This is a genomic window from Xanthobacter sp. DMC47 (assembly GCF_056313845.1).
In genome coordinates this window covers 937,608-958,589 of the sequence record NZ_JBQUZM010000004.1, presented here as the reverse complement: position 1 = coordinate 958,589, position 20,982 = coordinate 937,608, and the positions used below count along the sequence as shown (strand labels likewise).

The window sequence follows — 20,982 nt, the reverse complement described above, 5'->3', positions numbered from 1 at the left end:
GGGGTAAATATCGCCGCTTTCCAGTCGGTCGTCTTCCCTTGCGAAGCCGCCGCTGACCCCTCACCCCCGCCCTCTCCCGCAAGGGGAGAGGGAGTTCGGCCGGTTCTTGCCCTACGTACGGCTCTTGGACCCCGGCTCGGCGCTCCGGCTGCGCCGTCGCTGGTCCGGGGCACGAGAGCGTTTCCACGCCCCTCATTTGACAATCCCGCCCGCCCTGCCTTTAGTGGCGGCGTCGAAGGTCCCGTGGTCCCACACGGGCGAAAAAGGGAATGCGGTGCGGGGAAACCCCCAATGCCGCGGCTGCCCCCGCAACTGTCGGCGGTGAGCCCCTGCCAGACGCCACTGGAGCAATCCGGGAAGGCGGCAGGGGCGGTGATCCGCGAGCCAGGAGACCTGCCTTCGACGAGGTCCGCGCCGGGCGGGGTGCTCCGGTATTGCGTCCCTTCGAGCCCGTACGCGCGGGCGCTCGCACCCGTGGACGTTTCGGTGGAGCGCGGCGCGATTCCCGACAGCACTGGCCCTGAGCCTGGCGCCGAAAGCCCGGACGCCGGCTGCGCGCCAGAAGCCGCGCGCGAACCCGCCCCCGCCGTCACCCTCTTCATCTGCACCACCTGCCGTGCCCCCGGCAATGACGCCCCGTCGGATGCCGAGCGCGACGGCGCGCGCCTTCTTGCCTCCGCCTGCGCCACGTCCGTCCCCGAAGGCGTTGCAGTTGAGGGCGTTTCTTGCCTCGCCAATTGCAAGCGCGCGCTCTCCGCCGCCATGGTCCGCCGCGACGGCTGGACCTATGTGTTCGGCGACCTCGCCCCGGACAGCGCCGCCGATCTCCTCACTGGCGCCGCGCTTCTCGCCGGCTCGGAAGATGGCCTGATGCCCTGGCGCGGCCGGCCGGACGTGCTCAAGCGCGGCATGGTCGCGCGCATTCCCCCGCTCACCCGCAAGGAGACCCGATGACCTCGCTCGCCCGCGTGCCCTGCACCATCGTCACCGGCTTCCTCGGCGCCGGGAAGACGACGCTGATCCGCCATGTGCTGGAGAATGCCGGCGGCAAGCGCCTCGCGGTCATCGTCAACGAGTTCGGCGACGTGGGCATCGATGGCGAGATCCTGAAGGGCTGCGGCATCGAGAGCTGCGACGAGACCAGCATCGTGGAACTCGCCAATGGCTGCCTGTGCTGCACCGTGGCGGATGATTTCGTGCCGGCGCTGGACCAGATCCTCGCCCGCGCGCCGAAGGTGGACCACATCCTCATCGAGACCTCCGGCCTCGCGCTGCCGAAGCCCCTGGTGCAGGCCTTCCAGTGGCCGGCCATCAAGGGCCGGGTGACGGTGGATGGCGTGATCGCCGTGGTGGACGGCCCGGCGCTGGCCGAGGGGCGCGTCGCGCCCGATCTCGCCGCGCTCGATGCGCAGCGTGCCGGGGACGAGAGCCTCGACCATGACGACCCGGTGGAAGAGGTGTTCGAGGACCAGATCGCCTGCGCCGATCTCGTCGTCCTCTCCAAGTCCGATCTGCTCGATGCGGCCGGCTTCGCCACGGCGGAGCAGGCGGTGGCCGGCGCTTTGCCGCGCGCGGTGAAGCTGGTGCGCGCCTCGGGCGGCAAGGTGGACCCGGCGGTGCTGCTCGGCCTCGGCGTCGGCGCGGAGGACGTCATCGACGCCCGCCGCACCCATCACGACGACGAGGAAGACCACGACCACGACGAGTTCGAGAGCATCGTCCTGCCCCTTCCCGAGATCGCCGATCCCGCCGCGCTGGCGGCCCGCGTGGTGAAGGCGGCGGAGACGCCGGACGTGCTGCGCGTGAAGGGCTTCGCCGCCGTGGAAGGCAAGCCACTGCGCTTGCTGGTGCAGGGTGTCGGCCCGCGCGTGTCGCACCATTTCGATCGCGCGTGGGGTGCGGGCGAGGCGCGGCGTGGGGCGCTGGTGGTCATCGGCCTCAAGGGCTTCGACCGCGCGGCGGTGGAACAGGCCATCCTCGGCTAGCCCATGCATATCCTCGCCACCACATCGACGAGCCTGGAGGCGTTGGCCGAGCCGGTCGACCTCGCCCAGCCGCCCGGCGACATGGTGGCGCTCTCCTTCACCGACAGCGACCTCATCGGCCTCTCCGCCGCATGGCGCGCGCGTGGCGGGCAGGGACCCAGCCTGCGCCTCGCGCGGCTGAAGGATTTGCGCCACCCCATGTCGGTGGATCTGTGGGTGGAGAAGGTCGCGGCCAAGGCGAAGGTGGTGCTGGTGCGCCAGCTCGGCGGCCTCGACTGGTGGCGCTACGGCGCAGAGCAATTGGCGACCATGGCCCGCGCCCGCAGCATCGCCCTCGCCTTGCTGCCCGGCGAGGATCAGGACGACCCGCGCCTCGCCGCCCTCTCCACGCTGCCGCAGGAGACGCTCGCCCGCTGGCTCGGCTATTTCCGCGCGGGCGGGCCGCAGAACATGGCGGCGCTGCTGGCGGACATGGGCGAGGCGGCGGGCTTCGCCGCGCCCGAGGCCGTCCCCGCGCCCCGCCCCGTGCCTTCTACCGCCTTCCACCGCCCCGGCGCCGGCCTCGCGACGCTGGAGGAGGTGCGCGGGGCGCCGCGGCCGAATGCGCTCATCCTTTTCTACCGCTCCCAATGGCTCGCCGCCGATACCGCCGCCGTGGATGCGCTGGCGGCAGCGCTGGAGGCGCGGGGCATCGCGGCGCATAGCCTGTTCGTCCCCAGCCTGAAGGCGCCGGAGGCGCGCGCCGCCGTGCGTGCCGCGACGGCGGCGCTCGATACCGCCATCCTCCTCACCACCACCGCCTTCGCAGCGGGGGAGGCGGCCGAACTCTTCCCCGAAGGCGGCCCGCCCGTTCTTCAGGCCGCCCCAGCCACCACGGCGCGCGAGGCGTGGGCGGGCAGCCCGCGCGGCTTCTCGGCGGCGGACCTCGCCATGCATGTGGTGTTGCCGGAGCTGGATGGGCGCGTGTTGGCCGGCGCCCTCTCCTTCAAGGATTTCGCCCCGCCCGACGACGACCTCGCCTTCACCGCCGCCCTCAACCGGCCGGAGCCGGAGGCGGTGGCCCATGTGGCCGACCGCGCGGCGGCGCTGGTCCGCCTCGCCGCCACGCCCCGCGCGGAGCGGCGCCTCGCGCTCATCCTGCCGGACTATCCCGGCGCCGAGGGGCGCTCGGGCTATGCGGTTGGCCTCGACGTGCCCGAGAGCGCGCGGCGGATGCTCGGAACGCTCTCGGCAGCCGGCTACGGCACCGGTCCCGTCCCGGACGATGCCAAGGCGCTGCTTGCTGCCATCCGCCCCGAACCGGCGCTGGCGCTCGACACCTATCGCCAACTCTTCGCCACCCTGCCAGAAGCCGCGCAGGCGGCCGTCACCGCCGCCTGGGGCGCGCCGGAGGACGACGCGGATGTGGCCGACGGCGCCTTCCGCTTCCGCCTCACCCGGTCCGGAAACATCACGCTGGCCTTCGCGCCGGATCGCGGCGCGAGCCTCGACCGGCGGGGGGACTATCACGATGCCAGCCTGCCGCCGCGCCATGGGCTGCTCGCCTTCGGCCTGTGGCTGCGAAAAGGGCTCGATGCCCATGCGGTGGTCCATCTCGGCGCCCATGGCACGCTGGAATGGCTGCCGGGCAAGGCGGTGGCGCTCACGCCGGCCTGCTTCCCGCAGGTGGTGATGGGGGCGCTGCCGGTGGTCTATCCCTTCATCGTCTCCAATCCCGGCGAGGCGGCGCAGGCGAAGCGGCGGCTCGCCGCCGTCACCATCGGCCACCTGCCGCCGCCCCTCGCCAGCGCCGGCCTCAGCGCGGCCGAGCAGCGGCTGGAGCGGCTGGTGGATGAATATGCGCAGGCCGACGGCCTCGACCGCCGCCGCCGCGAACGCCTCGCCGGCCTCATCGTGGAGACTGCCGCTGAGACCGGCCTTGCCGCCACTGCCGGCGTCTCCGCCGCGACCGACCCCGACGAGGCCCTGCGCCGCATCGATGCCTGGCTGTGCGACCTGAAGGACCTCGCGGTGAAGGATGGCCTGCACATCTTCGGCGCCGCGCCCGAAGGCGAGGCCGACCCGCTGCGCGCCGCCTCGGCGGAGGCCGAAACCCGCGCGCTCCTCACCGCCCTCGATGGCCGCTTCGTGCCCGCCGGCCCGGCCGGTGCCCCGGCACGGGGGCGGCGAGATGTGCTGCCCACCGGGCGCAATCTGTTCACCGCCGATCCGCGTACCCTGCCGACCCCCACCGCCTGCGACCTCGCCCGCAAGGCGGCGGACGAGGCGCTGCGCCTCATCCTGCAGGAGCAGGGCGACTGGCCCCGCGCGTTGATGCTGGACCTGTGGGGCAGCGCCAGCCTGCGGACCGGGGGTGAGGAGATCGCGCAGGGGCTCGCCTTCCTCGGCTGCCGGCCGGTGTGGGAGGCGGCGACCGGCCGCGTCACGGGGGTGGAGGTGCTGCCCCCCGCCGTGCTCGGCCGTCCGCGCATCGACGTGACCTTCCGCATCTCCGGCCTGTTCCGCGACATCTTCCCCGCCCAGATCGCGCTCCTCGATGCCGCCGTGCGCGCGGTGGCGGCGCGCGACGAGGAGGGGAGCGAAAACCCCCTCGCTGAGGCCCGGCGCAAGGGCGAGGACCTCGCCCGCCTGTTCGGCTCGGCCCCCGGCGCCTATGGCGCGGGCATCGAGGCGCAATTGCAGCGCGGCGCGTTCGAGACGCGGGAGGAGCTGGGCGCCGCCTATCTCGCCGCCGCCTCCCACGCCTATGGCGGCGCGGATGGAACGGCGCGCCCGGCGCCCGGCCTCTTCGCGGCGCGGCTCGCCGAGGCGGATGCGCTGGTGCATGGCGCGGACGATGCCGCCCGCGACCTGCTCGATGGCAGCGAGGATGCCGCGTTCATGGGCGGCTTCGCGGCGGCGGGTGCCGCGCTGGGGCGCTCGGCCCATCTCGTGGTGCTCGACACCACCGACCCCGACCGTCCCCGCGCCCGGCCGCTGAAGGAGGCGCTGGCGCGGCTTGTCCACGGGCGCGTCTCGGCCCGCTTCATCGCCGGCCAGATGCGCCACGGCCCGCGCGGCGCATCGGAACTGGCGGAGACGGTGGACCGCCTCGTCGCCTTCGCCGAAACCACGGAGCAGGTGCCCGCCGCGCTGCTCGACCGTCTCCATGCGGCCTATCTGGGCGATCCGGCGGTGCGCGCCTTCCTGCTTGCGCAGAACCCCGATGCCGCCCGCGCCATCGCCCGCCGCTTCGCTGATGCCCGGCGGCGGGGCCTGTGGCATGCGCGGCGCAACGACCTCGATAGCGATCTTGACGCGCTCCGCGCCGAAGCGGGCCGGGAGGCCGCGGAATGACGCCGATCCCCCCCACCCGTCGCGGTGCCTGCCCGGCCTTCCTCGCCCCCATGGAGACCGGGGACGGGCTCATCCTGCGCCTCGTCCCGTCCGATGGCCGGCTCTCGGCGGCGCAACTGCGTGGTCTCGCGGACGCCGCCCGCCGCTTCGGCAACGGGATGATGGAGGTGACGGCGCGCGGCAGCCTCCAGGTGCGCGGGCTGACGGGAGAGACGGTCGGCCCCCTGCAGGTGGCGGTGGTCGCCCTCGGCATCACCCCGCGCATCGGGCTGGCGGTGGATGTCTCGCCGCTGGGCGGGCTCGACCCGTCAGAGATTGCGGACGGACATAAGCTCGCCGCGGAAATCATCGCCGGGGCGCAGCCGCTGGCGGGGAAATTGGGGCCGAAGGTGTCGGTGGTGGTGGAGGGCGGCGGCGCCGTCAGCCTTGCCGGGCAGAAGGCCGATGTGCGTCTTGTCGCAAGCGAACAGGGGCACTGGGCGCTGACCATCGGCAATGGTCCGGCGCGTACGCTGCCCGAGGCGGAGGCCGCGACCGAGGCACTGGCTGCCCTTTCCGCCATCGCCGATCTCGGCCGCGCCGCCCGCGCCGCCGATTTGCCGGGCTGCGGCGGCCGGGCGCGCCTTGCCGAAGCCAAGGCGCCGCTGGGGCGCATTCCGCTCGCCGACGGCACGCTGGCCTTCGGCTTCGGCCTGCCGTTCGGGGCCGGCGATGCCGCGCAGTTCGAGGCCATCGCCGATGCGGTGGACGCGGCCGGCGCGCGCGATCTTCGGCCCGCGCCGGAGCGCACCCTCATCGCCACCGGGCTTGCGGACGGCGCCGCCGACGCCTTCGCGGCGCGGATCGCCGCCCTCGGCTGCATCACCGTTCCGGGCGATCCGCGCGCCCGCGTCGCCGCCTGCGCCGGGGCGCCGGCCTGCGCCTCGGCCCACATCCCGGCCCGCGCGCTGGCGCCGGTTCTGGCGGAGGCGTTCGCGCCGCTGCTGGACGGCACGGTGTCGCTCCACCTTTCCGCCTGCACCAAGGGCTGCGCCCACCCGGCGCCGGCGAGCCTCGCCTTCGTGGGCATGGATGCGGGCATGGACGCGGGCGTCGCGCTGGTGCATGACGGCCCGGCCTCCGGTGCGGCGCGCCCGGTGCGGCCGGCGGCGGACTTTCCCGCCGCCGTCGCCTCCCTCGCCGCGACGCTGGCGGCCCGGCGCGCGCCGGGCGAAACCACCCGCGCGCTCCTCGCCCGCCTCGATCTGGCGGGCCTGTGGGCGGGCGCGGCAACGAACAGAACAGACGACGTGACGAGCCGCGCAGAATGACCCTTCCCCTCGATTACGTGCGCGACGGCACGGCCATCTACGAACGCTCCTTCGCCATCATCCGCGCGGAAGCGGACCTCTCCCGCTTCTCGGCGGAGGAGGAGGACGTGGCGGTGCGCATGATCCACGCCTGCGGCCTCGTGGAGGCGGCGCGGGACTTCGTGTTCGGCCCCGGCGCGGTTGCCGCCGCGCGCGCCGCGCTTCAGGCGGGCGCGCCCATCCTGTGCGATGCGCAGATGGTGGCCCACGGCATCACCCGCGCGCGGCTGCCCGCCGGCAACGAGGTCGTCTGCACCCTGCGCGATCCGGCGGTGCCGGCGCTGGCGGAAAAGCTCGGCACCACCCGCTCCGCCGCCGCGCTGGAATTGTGGGGTGACCAATTGGCCGGATCGGTCGTCGCCATCGGCAATGCGCCGACCGCGCTCTTTCATCTGCTGGAGATGCTGGATCGCGGCGCGCCCAAGCCGGCGGCCATCCTCGGCATGCCGGTGGGCTTCGTGGGGGCGGCGGAATCCAAGGATGCGCTCGCGGATGATCCGCGCGGCGTGCCCTTCGCCATCGTGCGCGGGCGCCTCGGTGGCAGCGCCATCACCTCCGCCGCTGTGAACGCGCTTGCGAGGGCCGGGCTGTGAAGGGACATCTCATCGGCGTGGGCGTCGGCCCGGGCGATCCCGATCTCCTCACCCTCAAGGCGGTGAAAGCTCTGCAGAGCGCGGACGTGGTGGGCTATTTCGCCAAGGCGGGAAATGTCAGCCACGCCCGCACGGTCGCCGCCGCGCACTTCCCTGAGGGCGCGGTGGAACTGCCGCTGCTCTATCCCGTCACCACCGAGATCCATCGGCATGACGATGCCTATCGCACGGCCATCGGCGCCTTCTACGACGCCTCCGCCGCTGCCGTCGCGGAGCATCTCATGGCCGGGCGCACGGTGGCGGTGCTGAGCGAGGGCGACCCGCTCTTCTATGGCTCCTACATGCACATCCATGTGCGCCTCGCCAGCCGGTTCCAGACGCAGGTGATCCCCGGCGTCACAGGCATGTCCGGCTGCTGGTCGGAGGCCGGCGCCCCCATCGCACAGGGCGACGACGTGCTGATGGTGCTGCCCGGCACGCTGGACGAGGCCGAACTCGCGCGGCGTCTCGCGGATGCGGATGCGGCGGTCATCATGAAGGTGGGGCGCAACCTGCCGAAGATCCGCCGCGCGCTCGCCGCCGCCGGCCGGCTCGAGCGGGCCGTCTATGTGGAGCGCGGCACCATGGCCGATTGCGCGCTCATTCCCCTCGCCGAGCGGGCGGACGAGCGCGCGCCCTATTTCGCCATCGTGCTGGTGCCCGGCTGGGAGCGCGCGGCGTGAGCGGGCGGCTCACCGTGGTCGGCCTCGGTCCCGGCGCTGCGCGGCAGATGACGCCCGAGGCCGCCGAGGCGGTGGCGGCGGCGGATATCCTGTTCGGATACATGCCCTATCTCGCCCGTCTGCCGGAACGGCCGGGTCAGGAGCGGCGCGCCTCGGACAATCGCGAGGAGATCGCCCGCGCGTCCGCTGCCCTTGACGCGGCCGTGGCCGGGGCGAAGGTGGCGATGGTCTCGGGCGGCGATCCCGGCGTCTTCGCCATGGCGGCGGCGGTGTGCGAGGCCATCGAGCAGGGCCCGGCGGAATGGCGGGCGCTGGATGTCGAGATCGTGCCCGGCGTCACCGCCATGCTGGCGGTGGCCGCCCGCTGCGGCGCGCCTTTGGGGCATGATTTCTGCGCCATTTCCCTTTCGGACAATCTGAAGCCCTGGCCGCTGGTGGAAAAGCGCCTCGCGCTCGCCGCCGAGGCCGGCTTCGTGATCGCCCTCTACAATCCCATCAGCAAGGCGCGGCCCTGGCAGCTCGGCCGCGCGTTCGAGCTGCTGCGGGAGACGCTGCCGGGAAGCGTGCCGGTGGTGTTCGGCCGGGCGGCGGGGCGGGACGACGAGCGCATCGCGCTTTCGACGCTGGCGGACGCCGATCCCGCGCGGGCGGACATGGCGACCTGCGTGATCATCGGCACCGCCGAGACCCGCATCGTGCCGCGTGAAGGCAAGTCGCCCCTCGTCTATGCGCCCCGCTCGGCGCCCGCGCCGTGAGCGAGGATGCCGTCGAGCCACGCCTCGGCGTCGGCCGGTCGCTCCACGGCGGTCACGTCCGGCACGGGGGGGCGGGCGATCAGGATCACCTCGATCCCCAGCGCCCGCGCCGCCGCCATCTTGCCATAGGTGGCGCTGCCGCCGCTGTTCTTGGCGACGATGGCGTCGATGCCGTGGGCCTTGAGCAGGGCATGGTCCTCCTGTTCGCCGAATGGCCCGCGCCCGAGCACATAGTCCGCCTGCGGCACGGCGAGCGGCGGCGTGACGGGATCGACGCTGCGCACGAGATAGGCGTGCTGCGGCGCCGCCTCGAAGGCACGCACCTCGTTGCGGCCGAGGGCGAGGAAGACCCGGCGGGGGGCCTCCCCCAGCGCCGTCACGGCGGCGGGAACGTCCGCCACTTCGCGCCAGCGGTCGCCCTTCTGCGCCTGCCACGGCGCGCGGCGCAGCGCGAGGAGGGGCACGCCGGCCGAAGCGCAGGCCAGCGCGGCGTTGAAGGACATGCGCGCCGCATAGGGATGCGTCGCGTCGATGACGGCGGCGATGGCTTCCGCCTTGAGATAATCTTCCAGCCCGGACGGCCCGCCGAAGCCGCCGACGCGCACCGGCACCGGCTGCGGCGCCGGATTTTCGGTGCGGCCGGCCAGCGAGAGGGTCGCGCGGATATCGGCGCGCGGCGCGAGGCGGGTCGCCAGCGCGCGGGCATCGCCCGTGCCGCCGAGGAGAAGGATGTGGGGTTTCATGGCTGAGGCAGGGGTTTCCATCGCCGCCGACACTGCCCCGGCCGGGCGCTGGCTGTCCATCGTCGGCATCGGCGAGGATGGGGCGCAGGGCCTCTCTTCCGCCGCCCGCGCCGCCATCTCGTCCGCCGCCATTGTGTTCGGTGGGGCGCGCCATCTGGCGCTGGCCGGCGATCTTGTGAAAGGCGAGGCGCGGGTGTGGCCGAGCCCCTTCAGCCTCGACGGCGTGCTGGCCGCGCGCGGGCAGCGGGTGTGCGTGCTCGCCTCGGGCGATCCGTTCCTCTACGGCGTCGGCGCGAGTCTCGCCCGCCATGTGCCTGCGGACGAGATGGCTGCCTTTCCCGCCCCTTCCGCCTTCGCGCTCGCCGCCGCGCGGCTGGGCTGGGCGCAGCAGGAGGTGGACATGATCTCCCTCCACGGCCGCCCGCTGGCGCGGCTGCGGCCCTTCCTGCAGGACGGCGCAAAGCTGCTGCTGCTGACCTCGGACGGGGAGGGGTCGGCGCAGGTGGCCGCCTTCGCCACGGCCCATGGCTGCGGCGCCTCCCGTCTCACGGTTCTGGAAGCCTTGGGCGGGCCGGCGGAGCGCATCCGCAGCGCCACGGCCGAAGGCTTCGACCTCGAAGACGTGGCCGCCCTCAATGTGGTGGCGCTGGAGGTCAAGGCCGAGCCCGACGCGCCCGTCCTCCCGCTCGCCACCGGCCTCGCGGATGACCTGTTCGAGCATGACGGGCAGATCACCAAGCGCGAGGTGCGCGCGCTCACCCTCTCCTCCCTCGCGCCGCGGCGGGGGGAATTGCTGTGGGACATCGGCGCAGGTGCGGGCTCCATCGCCATCGAATGGCTGCTGGCGCATCCCTCCCTCTCGGCCATCGCCATCGAGGGGAATGCCGAGCGGGCGGTCCGCATCGGCCGCAATGCATCGCGTCTTGGCGTCCCGCACCTGAAAGTCATAGAGGGTGCGGCACCGGGCGCCCTTGCGGGATTGCCCATGCCGGATGTGATCTTCATCGGCGGCGGCGCCAGCGAGCCCGGCGTGTTCGACACGGCTCTGGCGGCGCTGAAGCCGGGCGGGCGGATGGTGGCCAATGCGGTGACCTTGGAGACCGAGGCCCTGCTGATCGCCGCCCATGCCCGCCTCGGCGGGAAGCTTACCCGCGTTTCGCTCGCGCGGTCGGTGGCGGTGAAGGGCATGACCGGCTGGCGGCCGGCGATGCCGGTGACGCAATGGTGCTGGGTGAAGCCCGGTGAGACGCCGGACGCGGGAGAGGGCGCATGATCGTGGCCGGCATCGGCTCGAAGCGGGGGGTGTCGGTGGAGGAGGTGATCGCCGCCTTCGACGCCGCCCTAGTGCGCGCCGAGCTTGGGCGGGACGACGTGTCCCTCGTCGCCACCCCGGCGATCAAGGGCGGGGAGGCGGGCATCAGCGAGGCGGCGGCGCTGCTCGGCCTGCCGCTGGTGCTGGTGCCGCAGAGCCAGCTGGAAGCCGCCTCCAGCCGCGCCAAGACTCATTCCGAGCGGGTGGTGGCGCTGCTGCGCGTGCCGTCCGCCGCCGAAACCGCCGCGCTCGCCGCGGCGGGAGCCAACGGCCGGCTCATCGGCCCGCGCCTCGCCCTCGGCCCCGTCACCTGCGCGCTGGCGCGGCGGGAGGGCGTTGTGTGACCGTCCATTTCATCGGCGCCGGTCCCGGCGCGGCGGACCTCATCACCGTGCGCGGGCGCGATCTCATCGCCCGCTGCCCGGTGTGCCTCTATGCCGGCTCCATCGTGCCGGCGGAAATGCTCGGCTGGTGCCCGCCGGGCGCGCGCATCGTGGATACCGCGCCGCTCGACCTCGACCGGATCGAAGCGGAATATGTCCGCGCCTTCGAGGCCGGCGAGGATGTGGCGCGGCTCCATTCGGGCGACCTCTCCGTCTACAGCGCGGTGGCCGAGCAGGTGCGCCGGCTGGAGCGGCGCGGCATTCCCTACACGTTGACGCCCGGCGTGCCGGCCTTCGCGGCGGCGGCGTCCGTGTTGGGGCAGGAACTCACCGTGCCGGAGGTGGCGCAGAGCCTCGTCATCACCCGCGTCTCCGGCCGCGCCTCGGCCATGCCGGAGGCGGAGAAGCTGGCGGCGTTCGCGGCCACGGGCGCAACCCTCGCCATCCATCTCGCCATCCATGCGCTGGATCAGGTGGTGGCGGAGCTGGCGCCCGTGCTGGGCGCCGACTGCCCGGTGGCGGTGGTGGCGCGGGCGACGTGGCCCAACGAACGGGTGGTGAGGGGCACGCTCGGCGAAATCGCCGGGATGCTCGCCGCCGATCCCATCCCGCGCACGGCGCTGATCCTCGTGGGGCGGGCGCTGGCTGCGGAAGATTTCCGCGAGAGCGCGCTCTACGACACCCAATATGTCCGCCGCTTTCGCGGGGGCGGTGAATGAACCGCCGCTCAGCGTTGCGCGGGAGACAGCGGTGCGCGGCCCATGAGGGTGCCGTCGCGGTCGAAGACGGTGATTTCCAGCAGGACATCCGCCCGGTCGAGGGCGCGGGCGGCGGTGGCCCAGGCGGCGCCGGCGACGCAATCGCCCAGCGGGAAACCCGCCGCTGTTGCTATCTGGAAGGCTTCCGCCACCATGTTCGCCCCGGCGATGCGGGTGCAGAGATCGGCCTCCGCGCCGGCCTCGGCGGCGAGGCGGGCGAGAGCGGGAAGGTCGGCGCTGCCGCGCTTGGAGTGCAGGTCGAGGAAGCCCTGCGCGAGCTTTGTCATCTTGGCCACGCCGCCGGCCACCGTCACCTTGGGCACGGGGTGGGCGTGCAGATATTTCAGCATGCCGCCGACGAAATCGCCCATGTCGATGAGCGCCACCTCGTCGAGCCCGTGCAGCTTCGCCACCGCCGCCTCGGAGGCGGAGCCGGTGGCGCCGGCCACGTGGTCGAGCCCCATGGCGCGCGCCACATCGATGCCGCGATGGATGGAGTGGATCCACGCCGCGCAGGAATAGGGCACGACGATGCCCGTGGTGCCCAGCACCGACAGGCCGCCGACGATGCCGAGGCGGGGGTTGAGCGTCTTCAGCGCCAGCGCCGCGCCATCCTCGATGGAAATCTCCACCTCCGCATCGGCGGCTATGCCATAAGCCGCGGCCACCTCGGCGATGCCGGCGGCGATCATGCGGCGGGGCACGGGATTGATGGCCGGTTCGCCGGGCGGGATGGGCAGGCCCGGCCGCGTCACCGTGCCGACGCCTTCGCCCGCCCTGAAGGTGATGCCCGCACCCGCCGCGCCGCGCCGCACGGTGGCGCGGACGAGGGCGCCATGGGTCACATCCGGATCGTCGCCCGCATCCTTCACGATGCCGGCGGTGGCGCTCTCCGCGTCACGTTCGTGAACGGCGAGGGCGAAGGCGGGCCGTGCGCCGGAGGGCAGCTCCACCTCTATCGGATCGGGAAAGACGCCCGTGACCAGCGCCGCGAACGCCGCCTTGGCCGCGCCGGCCGCGCAGGTGCCGGTGGTCCAGCCGCGCTTCAGCGGCCGGTCGGGTGCGTCTTCGGCGGTGTCGCCCGTGCTCATGGGGTTGGTGATAGCGGGCTCGGTGCCGGCAAGGAAGTGTGCGCGTCATGAGCAACACCGCCTGCGGCCTGCTCGTCGCCGCTCCGCGCTCGGGCTCGGGCAAGACGACGGTGACGCTCGCCCTCCTCGCCGCGCTGCGGCGACGCGGCACGGCGGTGCGGGCCATCAAGTCCGGGCCGGATTATATCGACCCCGCCTTCCATGCCGCTGCCACCGGCCAGCCGGGGCTGAACCTCGACAGCTGGGCCATGCCCCCGGCGCTGCTGGATCATCTCGCCGCGCTGGCGGGGGAGGGGGCCGAGATCGTCATCGGCGAAGGGGCCATGGGCCTGTTCGACGGGGTGGCGGTGGAAAAGGGTCGCACCGGCGCGGGGGCGGATGTGGCGGCGCGGCTCGGCCTGCCGGTGCTGCTGGTGCTGGATGTTTCCGGCCAGTCGCAGACGGCGGCGGCGGTGCTGCGCGGCTTCATCGGGCATGATCCGGCCGTGCGCGTCGCAGGTGTTGTGCTGAACAAATTGGGCAGCGAGCGGCATGAGCGGATGATCCGGGAGGCGGTGGCGCCGCTGGGCGTGCCGGTGCTCGGCACGCTGCCGCGCACCGCGGACATCGTGCTGCCGGAGCGCCATCTCGGCCTCGTGCAGGCGGGGGAGACCGACGATCTGCCCGGCCGCCTCGCCGCGCTGGCCGATCTCGCGGAAGCGCATCTCGACCTCGATGGCATCATCGCCGCCGCCGCGCCGCTTCAGGCCGGGACGGGGGAGGGGCAAGGGAACAGCAAGGCGCTGCTGCCGCCGCCGGGGCAGCGGATCGCGCTGGCGCAGGATGCGGCCTTCGGCTTCGTCTATGCCCACATGCTGGCCGGCTGGAGGGGGCAGGGGGCGGAGATCGTGCCCTTCTCGCCGCTGGCGGACGAGGCGCCGGATGCAAGCTGCGACGCACTCTGGCTGCCCGGAGGCTATCCGGAGTTGCATGCGGGTCGCCTTGCGGCGGCGGAGCGCTTCCGCGCCGGGGTCCATACCTTCGTGGCGGCGGGCAAGCCGGTGCATGGGGAGTGCGGGGGCTATATGGCGCTGGGCGCCGGGCTGGTGGATGCGGAGGGCGTGCGCCATGCCATGCTCGGCCTGCTGGCGCTGGAAACCAGCTTCGCCAAGCGCCGCATGAATCTCGGCTACCGGCAGGCGCGCCTCCTCGCGCCGTCGCCGCTGGGGCCGGAGGGCGCCTTGGTGCGCGGCCACGAATTTCATTACGCGACCGTCCTCGATCGCGGTTCCGACCAGCCGCTGGCGGACCTTTCGGATGCCGAAGGCCGTCCCCTCGGCCCGGCGGGCAGCCGCCGGGGCAGCATCACCGGCAGCTTCTTCCACGCCATCGCGCGGGGGTGAGGCTCAGGAATTGCCGGTGCGCACGGCCACGGTGGCGATGCCCGCCCCGATGAGCAGCGAGCCGCCCGCCTTGTTGATGGCGCCGATGACGCGCGGGCTGCGCACCGCCCGGCGGGCGCGGGAGGCCGCGAGCGCATAGCCGAGCGCATTCAGGAAGGCGAGGGTCAGGAAGGTCGCCTGGAACAGCAGCAATTGCGGCAGGAAGTCCGCCCTGGGGTCGAGGAACTGGGGCAGGAAGGCCACGAAGAAGGTGATGCCCTTGGGGTTCAGCGCCGTGACCAGCCAGGCATGGGCCATCATCTTGACGGGCGCGGAGCGTTCGGTGCGTGGCGCCGCATCCAGCGTCCCGCCGGCGCGCCACAGCTTGAGGCCGAGATAGACGAGATAGGCTGCGCCCGCCCATTTCACCGCGAGAAACAGGCTCGCCGAAGCGGACAAGAGCGCGCCTACGCCCAGCATGGAGAGGGTCATGGCCGTGAAATCGCCGAGCGCGACGCCCACCGCCATGGGCAGGGCCGTTCGCCATCCCTGCCCGAGGGCGTAGGACACCACCAGCAGCACGGTGGGGCCGGGGATGACGAGGAGCACGGCCGACGCCGCGGCGAAGGCCGTCCACGTTTCCAATGCCATATCAAGGCTCATGGCCCGCTCCCTTCCGCTGCGACTGAGGCGCAAAGGATGAACGGGGCGCAAGGCGACGGTCAACCGTCGCCTCCGCAGCTCGAAACAGGCCCCGGGCGGGGCTCCGAGCTTATGGCCTTCCGGCGCTCCGGAGCCTTACGCCCCCTTGGCGGTCAGCGCCAGGATGCGCTTGGCGACGAGCACCGCGAACGGGATGGCCACGACCGCGCCGACACCGGCGGCGATGGGGATGAGGCGCATGTCCTGCCCGGCCAGAGAGGGAAGGGCCAGGACGGCCAGAATCGCGGCACCCGCAAACACGGTCGCGAGCATGAGCCAGACGAGAATCGCGATCTTGAGCATGACAAAGCTCCCGCGGGCAGACGCTCAAGTTCTAGCCCCTTCCCCAGCGGCGCCTTTGATGCCGATCAACAGAAGATGGCCGGTGAATATCGCATGCGTTCAGAGCATGACCGGATTGGCCGAAGCAGCGTTATAGTCTCCAGAGGCGCGCCGGTCCGCCGGGCCGCAAGCACGCCCGGTTCCCCACGGGAGGGACGCGATGCAGTGCCAGAACAAGGAAGACGATTTCCGCCAGGCCGTGCTCGACATCGTCGGCCACAAGGAAGGCCAGGCCATCATCATCCAGGTGGTGGGCGGCAACACCATCACCGGCTTTGCCCCCCTGAGCGTCGGCAAGGACTATCTGCGCTGCCAGGTGGCGGCGGGAATCGGGCAGAAGGAGCAGATCGTGCCCTTCCACTCCATCACTTGCGTGCGTTGAATTTTTGCGTGCGCTGAGCCCTCTGCGTGCGCTGATACCTCGGCACTGGCCCGGATACGGCTGATCGTATATCCCACGGGCGCCGCCGCGCCCGTCACGAGCGCGCGCCCTTCGGCCTGCCACGGCCGGAGGAACGAGATCCAAGGAGCACGCCATGGCCGCCACCCAGCCCGCCTTCACCTCCGAGCCCCACCGCTTCACCCTGCTACGCGACAAGATGCTGATCGGCGGGGCGTGGGTGGATGCCGACGGCGGCGAGACCATCGAGGTCAACAATCCGGCCACCGGCGAAATCATCGGCACCATTCCGAAGGCCGGCGCCGCCGAGACGCGCCGCGCCATCGAGGCCGCCGCCGAGGCCTTCAAGACCTGGCGCGCCACCACCGCGGCCGAGCGCGCGGCCAAGCTGCACAAGCTCGCCGACCTGATCCTCGCCAATGCCGACGAGCTGGCGCTCATCCTCACCACCGAGCAGGGCAAGCCGCTGGCGGAGGCCAAGGGCGAGGTGGGCGGTTCCGCCGCCTATGTGCGCTGGTTCGCCGAGGAAGCCCGCCGGCTCTATGGCGACGTCATCCCCTCGCCGTGGCCCAACCGCCGCATCCTGGTGACCAAGGAGCCGGTGGGCGTGTGCGCGGCGGTGACGCCGTGGAATTTCCCCTCCTCCATGCTCTCGCGCAAGATCGGCGCGGCTTTGGCGGCCGGCTGCACCGTGGTGTGCAAGCCCTCCGAGCTGACCCCCTATTCCGGCCTCGCCTGGGGCGTGCTGGCGGAGATGGCGGGCATTCCGGCCGGCGTCGTCAACATCGTGGTGGGCGATGCCCCGGCCATCGGCGGGGAGATGACCTCCAACCCGGCGGTGAAGAAGGTGACGTTCACCGGCTCGACCCCCGTGGGCAAGCTGCTGATGAAGCAGTCCGCCGACACCATGAAGAAGATCTCGCTGGAGCTGGGCGGCAACGCGCCCTTCCTCGTGTTCGACGATGCCGACCTCGACCTCGCCGTGGAGCAGGCCATCGCCTCCAAGTATCGCAACGTGGGCCAGACCTGCGTCTGCGCCAACCGCTTCTATGTGCAGGCGGGAATCTATGACGCCTTTGCCGCGAAGTTCGCCGAGGCGTCCAAGAAGCTGAAGGTGGGCAACGGCGTGGACGCGGGCGTGGTCGCCGGTCCGCTGATCGACGAACGGGCGCTGGCCAAGGTGGAGCGGCTGCTGAAGGACGCGCTGGACAAGGGCGCCACCGTGCTCACCGGCGGCAAGCAGCCGGCGCTGGGCGGCACCTTCTTCGAGCCCACCGTGCTCGCCAACGCCACGCAGGACATGGCCTTCGCTCGCGACGAGATCTTCGGCCCGCTGGCGCCGCTGTTCAAGTTCGAGACAGAGGAGGAGGCCGTCTCCTACGCCAACGCCACCGAATACGGCCTCGCCTGCTACTTCTTCACCAAGGACCTCGGCCGCGCCTTCCGCGTCTCCGAGCAGCTGCAGTACGGGCAGGTGGGCGTGAATGCCGGCGTCATCACCACCGAGGTCGCGCCCTTCGGCGGCGTCAAGGAGAGCGGCGTCGGCCGCGAGGGCTCCAAGTACGGCTGCGACGACTACCTGAACATCAAGTACGTCTGCATGGGCGGGGTGTGAGGGGGGAGAGTTACGGCAACAGCGCTCGCAGCAGCAAGGAACCGTCATCCCCCGGCTTGTCCGGGGGATCCACGGTGAGGCTGGGTCGGTGTCGGTCCTTCAATACACCACGTTCGGCGTAGTGGATGCCCCGGACGAGCCGGGGCATGACAGCTTTTAGAAGTGTCCTCACGCCTCGAAATTGAAGGCGATGCCGATCCGGTTCCAGGCGTTGATGGTGGCGACCGCGACGGTGAGGAACAGGGCCTCGTCCGCCGAGAATTCCTCCAGCACCGCCTCCCAGGCGTCCTGCGAGGCCGCGCCGGTGCCGAGCAGCGTCAGTTCCTCGGTCCAGGCCAGCGCCGCCTTTTCCCGCTCGGAGAAGGCGGAGGCCTCCTCCCACGCTGCGAGCAGGTCCAGCTTCTCCTGCGCCACGCCGGCCTTGCGGGCGACGCCGAGATGGAACTTCAGGCAGAAGGCGCAGCCGTTGATCTGCGAGGCGCGCACCTTCACCAGCTCGGTCAGCCCCTTGTCGAGGCCGGTGGCGTCCACGCCCTTGGTGAGGGCGGCAAGGCCGGCATAGATATCCGGCGCGCGCTCGGTGAACGCCTTGTAGGTGGGGCGGGCGAAATCGTCGGACATGGGAACCTCTTGGGGATCAGCTCTTGAGCCGGTAGCCGGTGCGGAACATCCAGCGCACGATGAGGAGGCAGGCGATGAGGAAGGCGAGGGTCATGGCCGCGCTCACCTCCACCCGCACGTCGGACGTGCCGAAGAAGCTCCAGCGGAAGCCGGCGACGAGATAGACGACCGGGTTGAACAACGTGATTGTGCGCCACACCGGCGGCAGCATCTCCAGCGAATAGAAGGTACCACCGAGGAACGTCAGGGGCGTGATGACCAGCATGGGGATGAGCTGCAGCCGCTCGAACCCGTCCGCCCAGATGCCGATGATGAAGCCGAACAGCGAGAAGGTGACGGCGGTGAGCACCAGGAAGGTGAGCATCCAGAACGGGTGCCGCACCTCCATGGGCACGAACAGCGCGGCCGTGGCGAGGATGATGAGCCCGAGCAGCACCGATTTCGTCGCCGCCGCCCCCACATAGCCCGCGACGATCTCGAACGGCGAGACCGGGGCCGACAGCAGCTCGTAGATGGTGCCGGTGAAGCGCGGGAAATAGATGGCGAAGGCCGCGTTGCTGATGGATTGGGTCAGCAGCGTCAGCATCATCAGGCCGGGCACGATGAAGGCGCCGTAGGGCACGCCCCCCACCTCCGACATGCGCGAGCCGATGGCCGAGCCGAACACGACGAAATAAAGCGAGGTGGACAGCACGGGCGAGACGATGCTCTGGCCGATGGTGCGGCGCGTGCGGTTCATCTCGTAGGTGTAGATGGCGCGGATGGCTTGCAGGTTCACGAGCGCCTCACCAGGCTGACGAAGATGTCCTCGAGCGAGCTTTGCTCCGTGTGCAGGTCGCGGAAGGCGATGCCCTCGGCGGCCAGCGCTTCCAGAAGGTCGGCGATGCCGTGGTCGCGATCCTCGGTACCCTCGACGCTGGCCGCATAGCTGTACGTCAGGCAGGCGCCGCCATCGGACAGCGTGAGGTTGAACGGGGCAAGGCGCTCCGGGATCGTGGCCAGCGGCGCGGCCAATTCCACGGAAAGCTTCTTCTTGCCGAGCGTCTTCATCAGCGCGGCCTTCTCCTCCACGAGGATCAGCTCGCCGCGATTGATGACACCCACCCGGTCGGCCATCTCCTCGGCCTCTTCCAGATAGTGGGTGGTGAGGATGATGGTGACGCCGGAATCGCGCAGCTCGCGCACGAGGCGCCACATGTCGCGGCGCAGCTCCACGTCCACGCCGGCGGAGGGCTCGTCGAGGAACAGTACCTCCGGCTCGTGGGCCAGCGCCTTGGCGATGAGCACGCGCCGCTTCATGCCGCCCGAGAGGGTCATGATGCGGGAATCGCGCTTCTCCCAGAGAGACAGGCTGCGGATGACCTTCTCCACATAGGCGGGGTCCGGCTTCTTGCCGAACAGGCCGCGGGAGAAGCTCACCGTCGCCCACACGCTCTCGAAGGCCTCGGCGGTCAGCTCCTGCGGCACGAGGCCGATGCGCGAGCGGGTCTCGCGATACTGGGAGACGATGTCGAAGCCGGAGACGGTGACCGTGCCGGCGGTGGGCTTCACGAGGCCGCAGACGATGGAGATGAGGGTGGTCTTGCCCGCCCCGTTGGGGCCGAGAAGGGCGAAGATCTCGCCCCGCCGGATATCCAGCGAGACATTGTTGAGGGCCGTGTGGCCGGTGGCGTAGGTCTTGCTGAGCCCTGAGACGCTGATGACGTCTGAGACGGGGATGGCGTTCGGCATGGGCGCCTTATAGCGCGTTCCGCCCGGGCGGGGACCCGGGCGGATGTAAATTCTAAATTCACGGGGACGTCCGAAACGGCTCCGGTGAAACGGCTCGGCTCAGGTCTCCTGAATGGCGCTGAGCAGCCACGGGCCGGCGCCGAAGGGACCGCGCTCGCGCACGAAGGTCCAGATCTCCGTGGTCTCGCCGACGCCGGGATTGCCGGAGACGACGCGGCCGGTGGCGCGGTCCACCATCTGGTCCTTGATGGCGTAGCGCATGGCCACGGTGGCGTAGTCGCGCATGCCCTCGCGCCAGGCCTCGGCCACGTCGCCCTGCAGCAGCTTCACGTCGGAGACCTGATTGCGCAGGCCCTTCTCCGCATTGGCGCGCAACTCGTCGCCCAGGAAGCCGAACATTTCCGGCGTGGTGTTGGCCTTCAGCTCGCCCTGATCCTCGCGGGAGAAGGCGGTCTGGATGGTGGAGAGCAGGCGCTCGAACGTGTCGAGGTCGGCGGGGAGCACGCCGATCTCATCGGTCTTGCCGCCACGGGCCGGAGGCGCGGCGGACGGCTGGGGCGGCACCGAGCCGCCGGCCATCCCGCCACCCAATCCGCCACCCATGCCGTAGCCGGGCATCGGGCCGTTGTTCATCGAACCACCGGGAGTGGGGCCGCCCGCCATGGAGCGACCGTAGCCGGCGGCGGCGGGGGTGGGGTTCCGGCCGCGCAGCAGGCGCATCACCAGGAAGATCACGCCGGCGATGAGGGCCACCTGCAGCAGCAGGCCCAGAAGGCCGGCCATGCCGCCGAGGCCGCCGCCGAAGAGCATGCCCACGAGGCCGCCGATGAGCAGGCCGCGCATCAGCGCGCCGCCGAAGCCGTTGCCGAACATGGAGGGACGCGCCGCCGTCTGCGGCCGGGCGCCCGGATTGGTCGCCTGCGGGCCGGGCTGCGGCGTGGTGGAGCGCTGGATGGGCGCGGCGGTGCTCGGAGCGGTCTGGGTCGGCGCCGGGGTCGTGTAAGTCCGGGTGCCGCGGCTGCCGAAGGAGCCGCCCTGACGGGCATCCGCCTGATCGGCGACGACGAGGCTCAGGGCCAGCGCGACCGCCACCGCCGCAATCCCGGAAACCTTGCGCGAACCCATCCAAGACCCCTTGCTGTTGCTGGACATCTGACCTCGATCCTCCCGCGCGGCGACTTCC

Annotated in this window: 21 protein-coding genes and 1 riboswitch; of the genes, 13 read left to right on the top strand and 8 right to left on the bottom strand. The window is 71.8% G+C overall.

Annotation, left to right across the window (positions count from 1 at the left end):
• Positions 1-219 precede the first annotated feature (219 nt).
• Positions 220-415, top strand: a riboswitch (cobalamin riboswitch).
• A 59-nt stretch (positions 416-474) separates the two neighbouring features.
• The 7 genes from ACT54R_RS16260 to ACT54R_RS16230 are packed head-to-tail and all read left to right on the top strand — an operon-like array spanning position 475 to position 8,740.
• Positions 475-954, top strand: coding sequence for a DUF1636 family protein (locus ACT54R_RS16260; protein WP_476327945.1), 480 nt, complete (start codon positions 475-477; stop codon positions 952-954).
• A complete protein-coding gene (gene cobW, locus ACT54R_RS16255; RefSeq protein WP_476327943.1) occupies positions 951-1,985 on the top strand; it encodes a cobalamin biosynthesis protein CobW in 1,035 nt (344 codons plus the stop codon). The genes ACT54R_RS16260 and cobW overlap by 4 nt, the downstream gene beginning before the upstream one ends.
• A 3-nt stretch (positions 1,986-1,988) precedes the next feature.
• Positions 1,989-5,321, top strand: a complete 3,333-nt coding sequence (gene cobN / locus ACT54R_RS16250; protein ID WP_476327941.1) for a cobaltochelatase subunit CobN — start codon at positions 1,989-1,991, stop codon at positions 5,319-5,321.
• Positions 5,318-6,631 carry a precorrin-3B synthase gene (cobG, locus tag ACT54R_RS16245; protein ID WP_476327939.1) on the top strand — a complete coding sequence of 438 codons (1,314 nt, stop codon included), beginning with the start codon at positions 5,318-5,320 and terminating at the stop codon, positions 6,629-6,631. Before cobN ends, cobG begins: the two co-directional genes overlap by 4 nt.
• The gene (locus tag ACT54R_RS16240) at positions 6,628-7,263 is read left to right on the top strand and encodes a precorrin-8X methylmutase (protein ID WP_476327937.1); all 636 of its coding nucleotides are present in this window, start codon (positions 6,628-6,630) and stop codon (positions 7,261-7,263) included. The genes cobG and ACT54R_RS16240 overlap by 4 nt, the downstream gene beginning before the upstream one ends.
• Positions 7,260-7,985 (top strand): precorrin-2 C(20)-methyltransferase, encoded by a 726-nt coding sequence (locus ACT54R_RS16235; RefSeq protein ID WP_476327935.1) that lies wholly within the window; start codon positions 7,260-7,262, stop codon positions 7,983-7,985. Before ACT54R_RS16240 ends, ACT54R_RS16235 begins: the two co-directional genes overlap by 4 nt.
• Positions 7,982-8,740, top strand: coding sequence for a precorrin-3B C(17)-methyltransferase (locus ACT54R_RS16230; protein ID WP_476327933.1), 759 nt, complete (start codon positions 7,982-7,984; stop codon positions 8,738-8,740). The genes ACT54R_RS16235 and ACT54R_RS16230 overlap by 4 nt, the downstream gene beginning before the upstream one ends.
• Here ACT54R_RS16230 and ACT54R_RS16225 read toward each other — a convergent pair.
• A complete protein-coding gene (locus ACT54R_RS16225) occupies positions 8,710-9,483 on the bottom strand; it encodes a cobalt-precorrin-6A reductase (RefSeq protein WP_476327931.1) in 774 nt (257 codons plus the stop codon). The genes ACT54R_RS16230 and ACT54R_RS16225 overlap by 31 nt on opposite strands.
• On the opposite strand from ACT54R_RS16225, the gene cbiE reads away from it, so the two are divergent.
• From cbiE to cobM, 3 genes are read left to right on the top strand one after another with little or no spacing between them, the layout of a single operon-like run.
• Entirely contained in the window at positions 9,482-10,756 is a 1,275-nt protein-coding gene (gene cbiE / locus ACT54R_RS16220) for a precorrin-6y C5,15-methyltransferase (decarboxylating) subunit CbiE (RefSeq protein ID WP_476327929.1), read from the top strand. The two genes, ACT54R_RS16225 and cbiE, sit on opposite strands and share 2 nt — an antisense overlap.
• The gene (locus ACT54R_RS16215; protein ID WP_476327927.1) at positions 10,753-11,139 is read left to right on the top strand and encodes a cobalamin biosynthesis protein; all 387 of its coding nucleotides are present in this window, start codon (positions 10,753-10,755) and stop codon (positions 11,137-11,139) included. Before cbiE ends, ACT54R_RS16215 begins: the two co-directional genes overlap by 4 nt.
• Complete coding sequence (cobM, locus tag ACT54R_RS16210) at positions 11,136-11,897, top strand: precorrin-4 C(11)-methyltransferase (protein WP_476327925.1); 762 nt, start codon at positions 11,136-11,138, stop codon at positions 11,895-11,897. The genes ACT54R_RS16215 and cobM overlap by 4 nt, the downstream gene beginning before the upstream one ends.
• Positions 11,898-11,905: 8 nt before the next feature.
• Here cobM and ACT54R_RS16205 read toward each other — a convergent pair whose 3' ends face one another.
• On the bottom strand, positions 11,906-13,027 hold the full coding sequence (locus ACT54R_RS16205; RefSeq protein ID WP_476327923.1) for a cobalt-precorrin-5B (C(1))-methyltransferase: 1,122 nt from the start codon (positions 13,025-13,027) through the stop codon (positions 11,906-11,908).
• A gap of 47 nt (positions 13,028-13,074) precedes the next feature.
• Between ACT54R_RS16205 and ACT54R_RS16200 the strand changes: the two genes are divergently transcribed.
• Positions 13,075-14,409, top strand: coding sequence for a cobyrinate a,c-diamide synthase (locus ACT54R_RS16200; RefSeq protein WP_476327921.1), 1,335 nt, complete (start codon positions 13,075-13,077; stop codon positions 14,407-14,409).
• A gap of 3 nt (positions 14,410-14,412) precedes the next feature.
• On the opposite strand, the gene ACT54R_RS16195 is transcribed toward ACT54R_RS16200, so the two are convergent.
• Positions 14,413-15,039, bottom strand: coding sequence for a LysE family translocator (locus tag ACT54R_RS16195; protein WP_476329205.1), 627 nt, complete (start codon positions 15,037-15,039; stop codon positions 14,413-14,415).
• Between the two features lie 147 nt (positions 15,040-15,186).
• Positions 15,187-15,393 carry a hypothetical protein gene (locus ACT54R_RS16190; RefSeq protein WP_476327919.1) on the bottom strand — a complete coding sequence of 69 codons (207 nt, stop codon included), beginning with the start codon at positions 15,391-15,393 and terminating at the stop codon, positions 15,187-15,189.
• A gap of 199 nt (positions 15,394-15,592) precedes the next feature.
• On the opposite strand from ACT54R_RS16190, the gene ACT54R_RS16185 reads away from it, so the two are divergent.
• Both ACT54R_RS16185 and ACT54R_RS16180 read left to right on the top strand, forming a co-directional pair.
• On the top strand, positions 15,593-15,814 hold the full coding sequence (locus tag ACT54R_RS16185) for a hypothetical protein (protein ID WP_168458914.1): 222 nt from the start codon (positions 15,593-15,595) through the stop codon (positions 15,812-15,814).
• Between the two features lie 154 nt (positions 15,815-15,968).
• A complete protein-coding gene (locus ACT54R_RS16180; RefSeq protein ID WP_476327917.1) occupies positions 15,969-17,447 on the top strand; it encodes an NAD-dependent succinate-semialdehyde dehydrogenase in 1,479 nt (492 codons plus the stop codon).
• 168 nt (positions 17,448-17,615) lie between these two features.
• On the opposite strand, the gene ACT54R_RS16175 is transcribed toward ACT54R_RS16180, so the two are convergent.
• From ACT54R_RS16175 to ACT54R_RS16160, 4 genes are all read right to left on the bottom strand, one after another.
• Positions 17,616-18,068, bottom strand: coding sequence for a carboxymuconolactone decarboxylase family protein (locus ACT54R_RS16175; protein ID WP_476327915.1), 453 nt, complete (start codon positions 18,066-18,068; stop codon positions 17,616-17,618).
• A 16-nt stretch (positions 18,069-18,084) separates the two neighbouring features.
• On the bottom strand, positions 18,085-18,846 hold the full coding sequence (locus ACT54R_RS16170) for an ABC transporter permease (RefSeq protein ID WP_029557637.1): 762 nt from the start codon (positions 18,844-18,846) through the stop codon (positions 18,085-18,087).
• Positions 18,843-19,799 (bottom strand): ABC transporter ATP-binding protein, encoded by a 957-nt coding sequence (locus tag ACT54R_RS16165; protein ID WP_168458912.1) that lies wholly within the window; start codon positions 19,797-19,799, stop codon positions 18,843-18,845. Before ACT54R_RS16165 ends, ACT54R_RS16170 begins: the two co-directional genes overlap by 4 nt.
• Before the next feature lie 99 nt (positions 19,800-19,898).
• Entirely contained in the window at positions 19,899-20,924 is a 1,026-nt protein-coding gene (locus ACT54R_RS16160) for a Tim44 domain-containing protein (protein WP_476327913.1), read from the bottom strand.
• Positions 20,925-20,982: the final 58 nt, after the last annotated feature.

Coding starts and splice junctions, on each gene's coding strand:
- cobW (WP_476327943.1), top strand. CDS start 951: ATGACCTCGCTCGCCCGCGTGCCCTGCACCATCGTCACCGGCTTCCTC.
- cobN (WP_476327941.1), top strand. CDS start 1,989: ATGCATATCCTCGCCACCACATCGACGAGCCTGGAGGCGTTGGCCGAG.
- cobG (WP_476327939.1), top strand. CDS start 5,318: ATGACGCCGATCCCCCCCACCCGTCGCGGTGCCTGCCCGGCCTTCCTC.
- ACT54R_RS16240 (WP_476327937.1), top strand. CDS start 6,628: ATGACCCTTCCCCTCGATTACGTGCGCGACGGCACGGCCATCTACGAA.
- cbiE (WP_476327929.1), top strand. CDS start 9,482: ATGGCTGAGGCAGGGGTTTCCATCGCCGCCGACACTGCCCCGGCCGGG.
- ACT54R_RS16225 (WP_476327931.1), bottom strand. CDS start 9,483: ATGAAACCCCACATCCTTCTCCTCGGCGGCACGGGCGATGCCCGCGCG.
- ACT54R_RS16215 (WP_476327927.1), top strand. CDS start 10,753: ATGATCGTGGCCGGCATCGGCTCGAAGCGGGGGGTGTCGGTGGAGGAG.
- ACT54R_RS16205 (WP_476327923.1), bottom strand. CDS start 13,027: ATGAGCACGGGCGACACCGCCGAAGACGCACCCGACCGGCCGCTGAAG.
- ACT54R_RS16200 (WP_476327921.1), top strand. CDS start 13,075: ATGAGCAACACCGCCTGCGGCCTGCTCGTCGCCGCTCCGCGCTCGGGC.
- ACT54R_RS16195 (WP_476329205.1), bottom strand. CDS start 15,039: ATGGCATTGGAAACGTGGACGGCCTTCGCCGCGGCGTCGGCCGTGCTC.
- ACT54R_RS16190 (WP_476327919.1), bottom strand. CDS start 15,393: ATGCTCAAGATCGCGATTCTCGTCTGGCTCATGCTCGCGACCGTGTTT.
- ACT54R_RS16185 (WP_168458914.1), top strand. CDS start 15,593: ATGCAGTGCCAGAACAAGGAAGACGATTTCCGCCAGGCCGTGCTCGAC.
- ACT54R_RS16180 (WP_476327917.1), top strand. CDS start 15,969: ATGGCCGCCACCCAGCCCGCCTTCACCTCCGAGCCCCACCGCTTCACC.
- ACT54R_RS16175 (WP_476327915.1), bottom strand. CDS start 18,068: ATGTCCGACGATTTCGCCCGCCCCACCTACAAGGCGTTCACCGAGCGC.
- ACT54R_RS16165 (WP_168458912.1), bottom strand. CDS start 19,799: ATGCCGAACGCCATCCCCGTCTCAGACGTCATCAGCGTCTCAGGGCTC.
- ACT54R_RS16160 (WP_476327913.1), bottom strand. CDS start 20,924: ATGGGTTCGCGCAAGGTTTCCGGGATTGCGGCGGTGGCGGTCGCGCTG.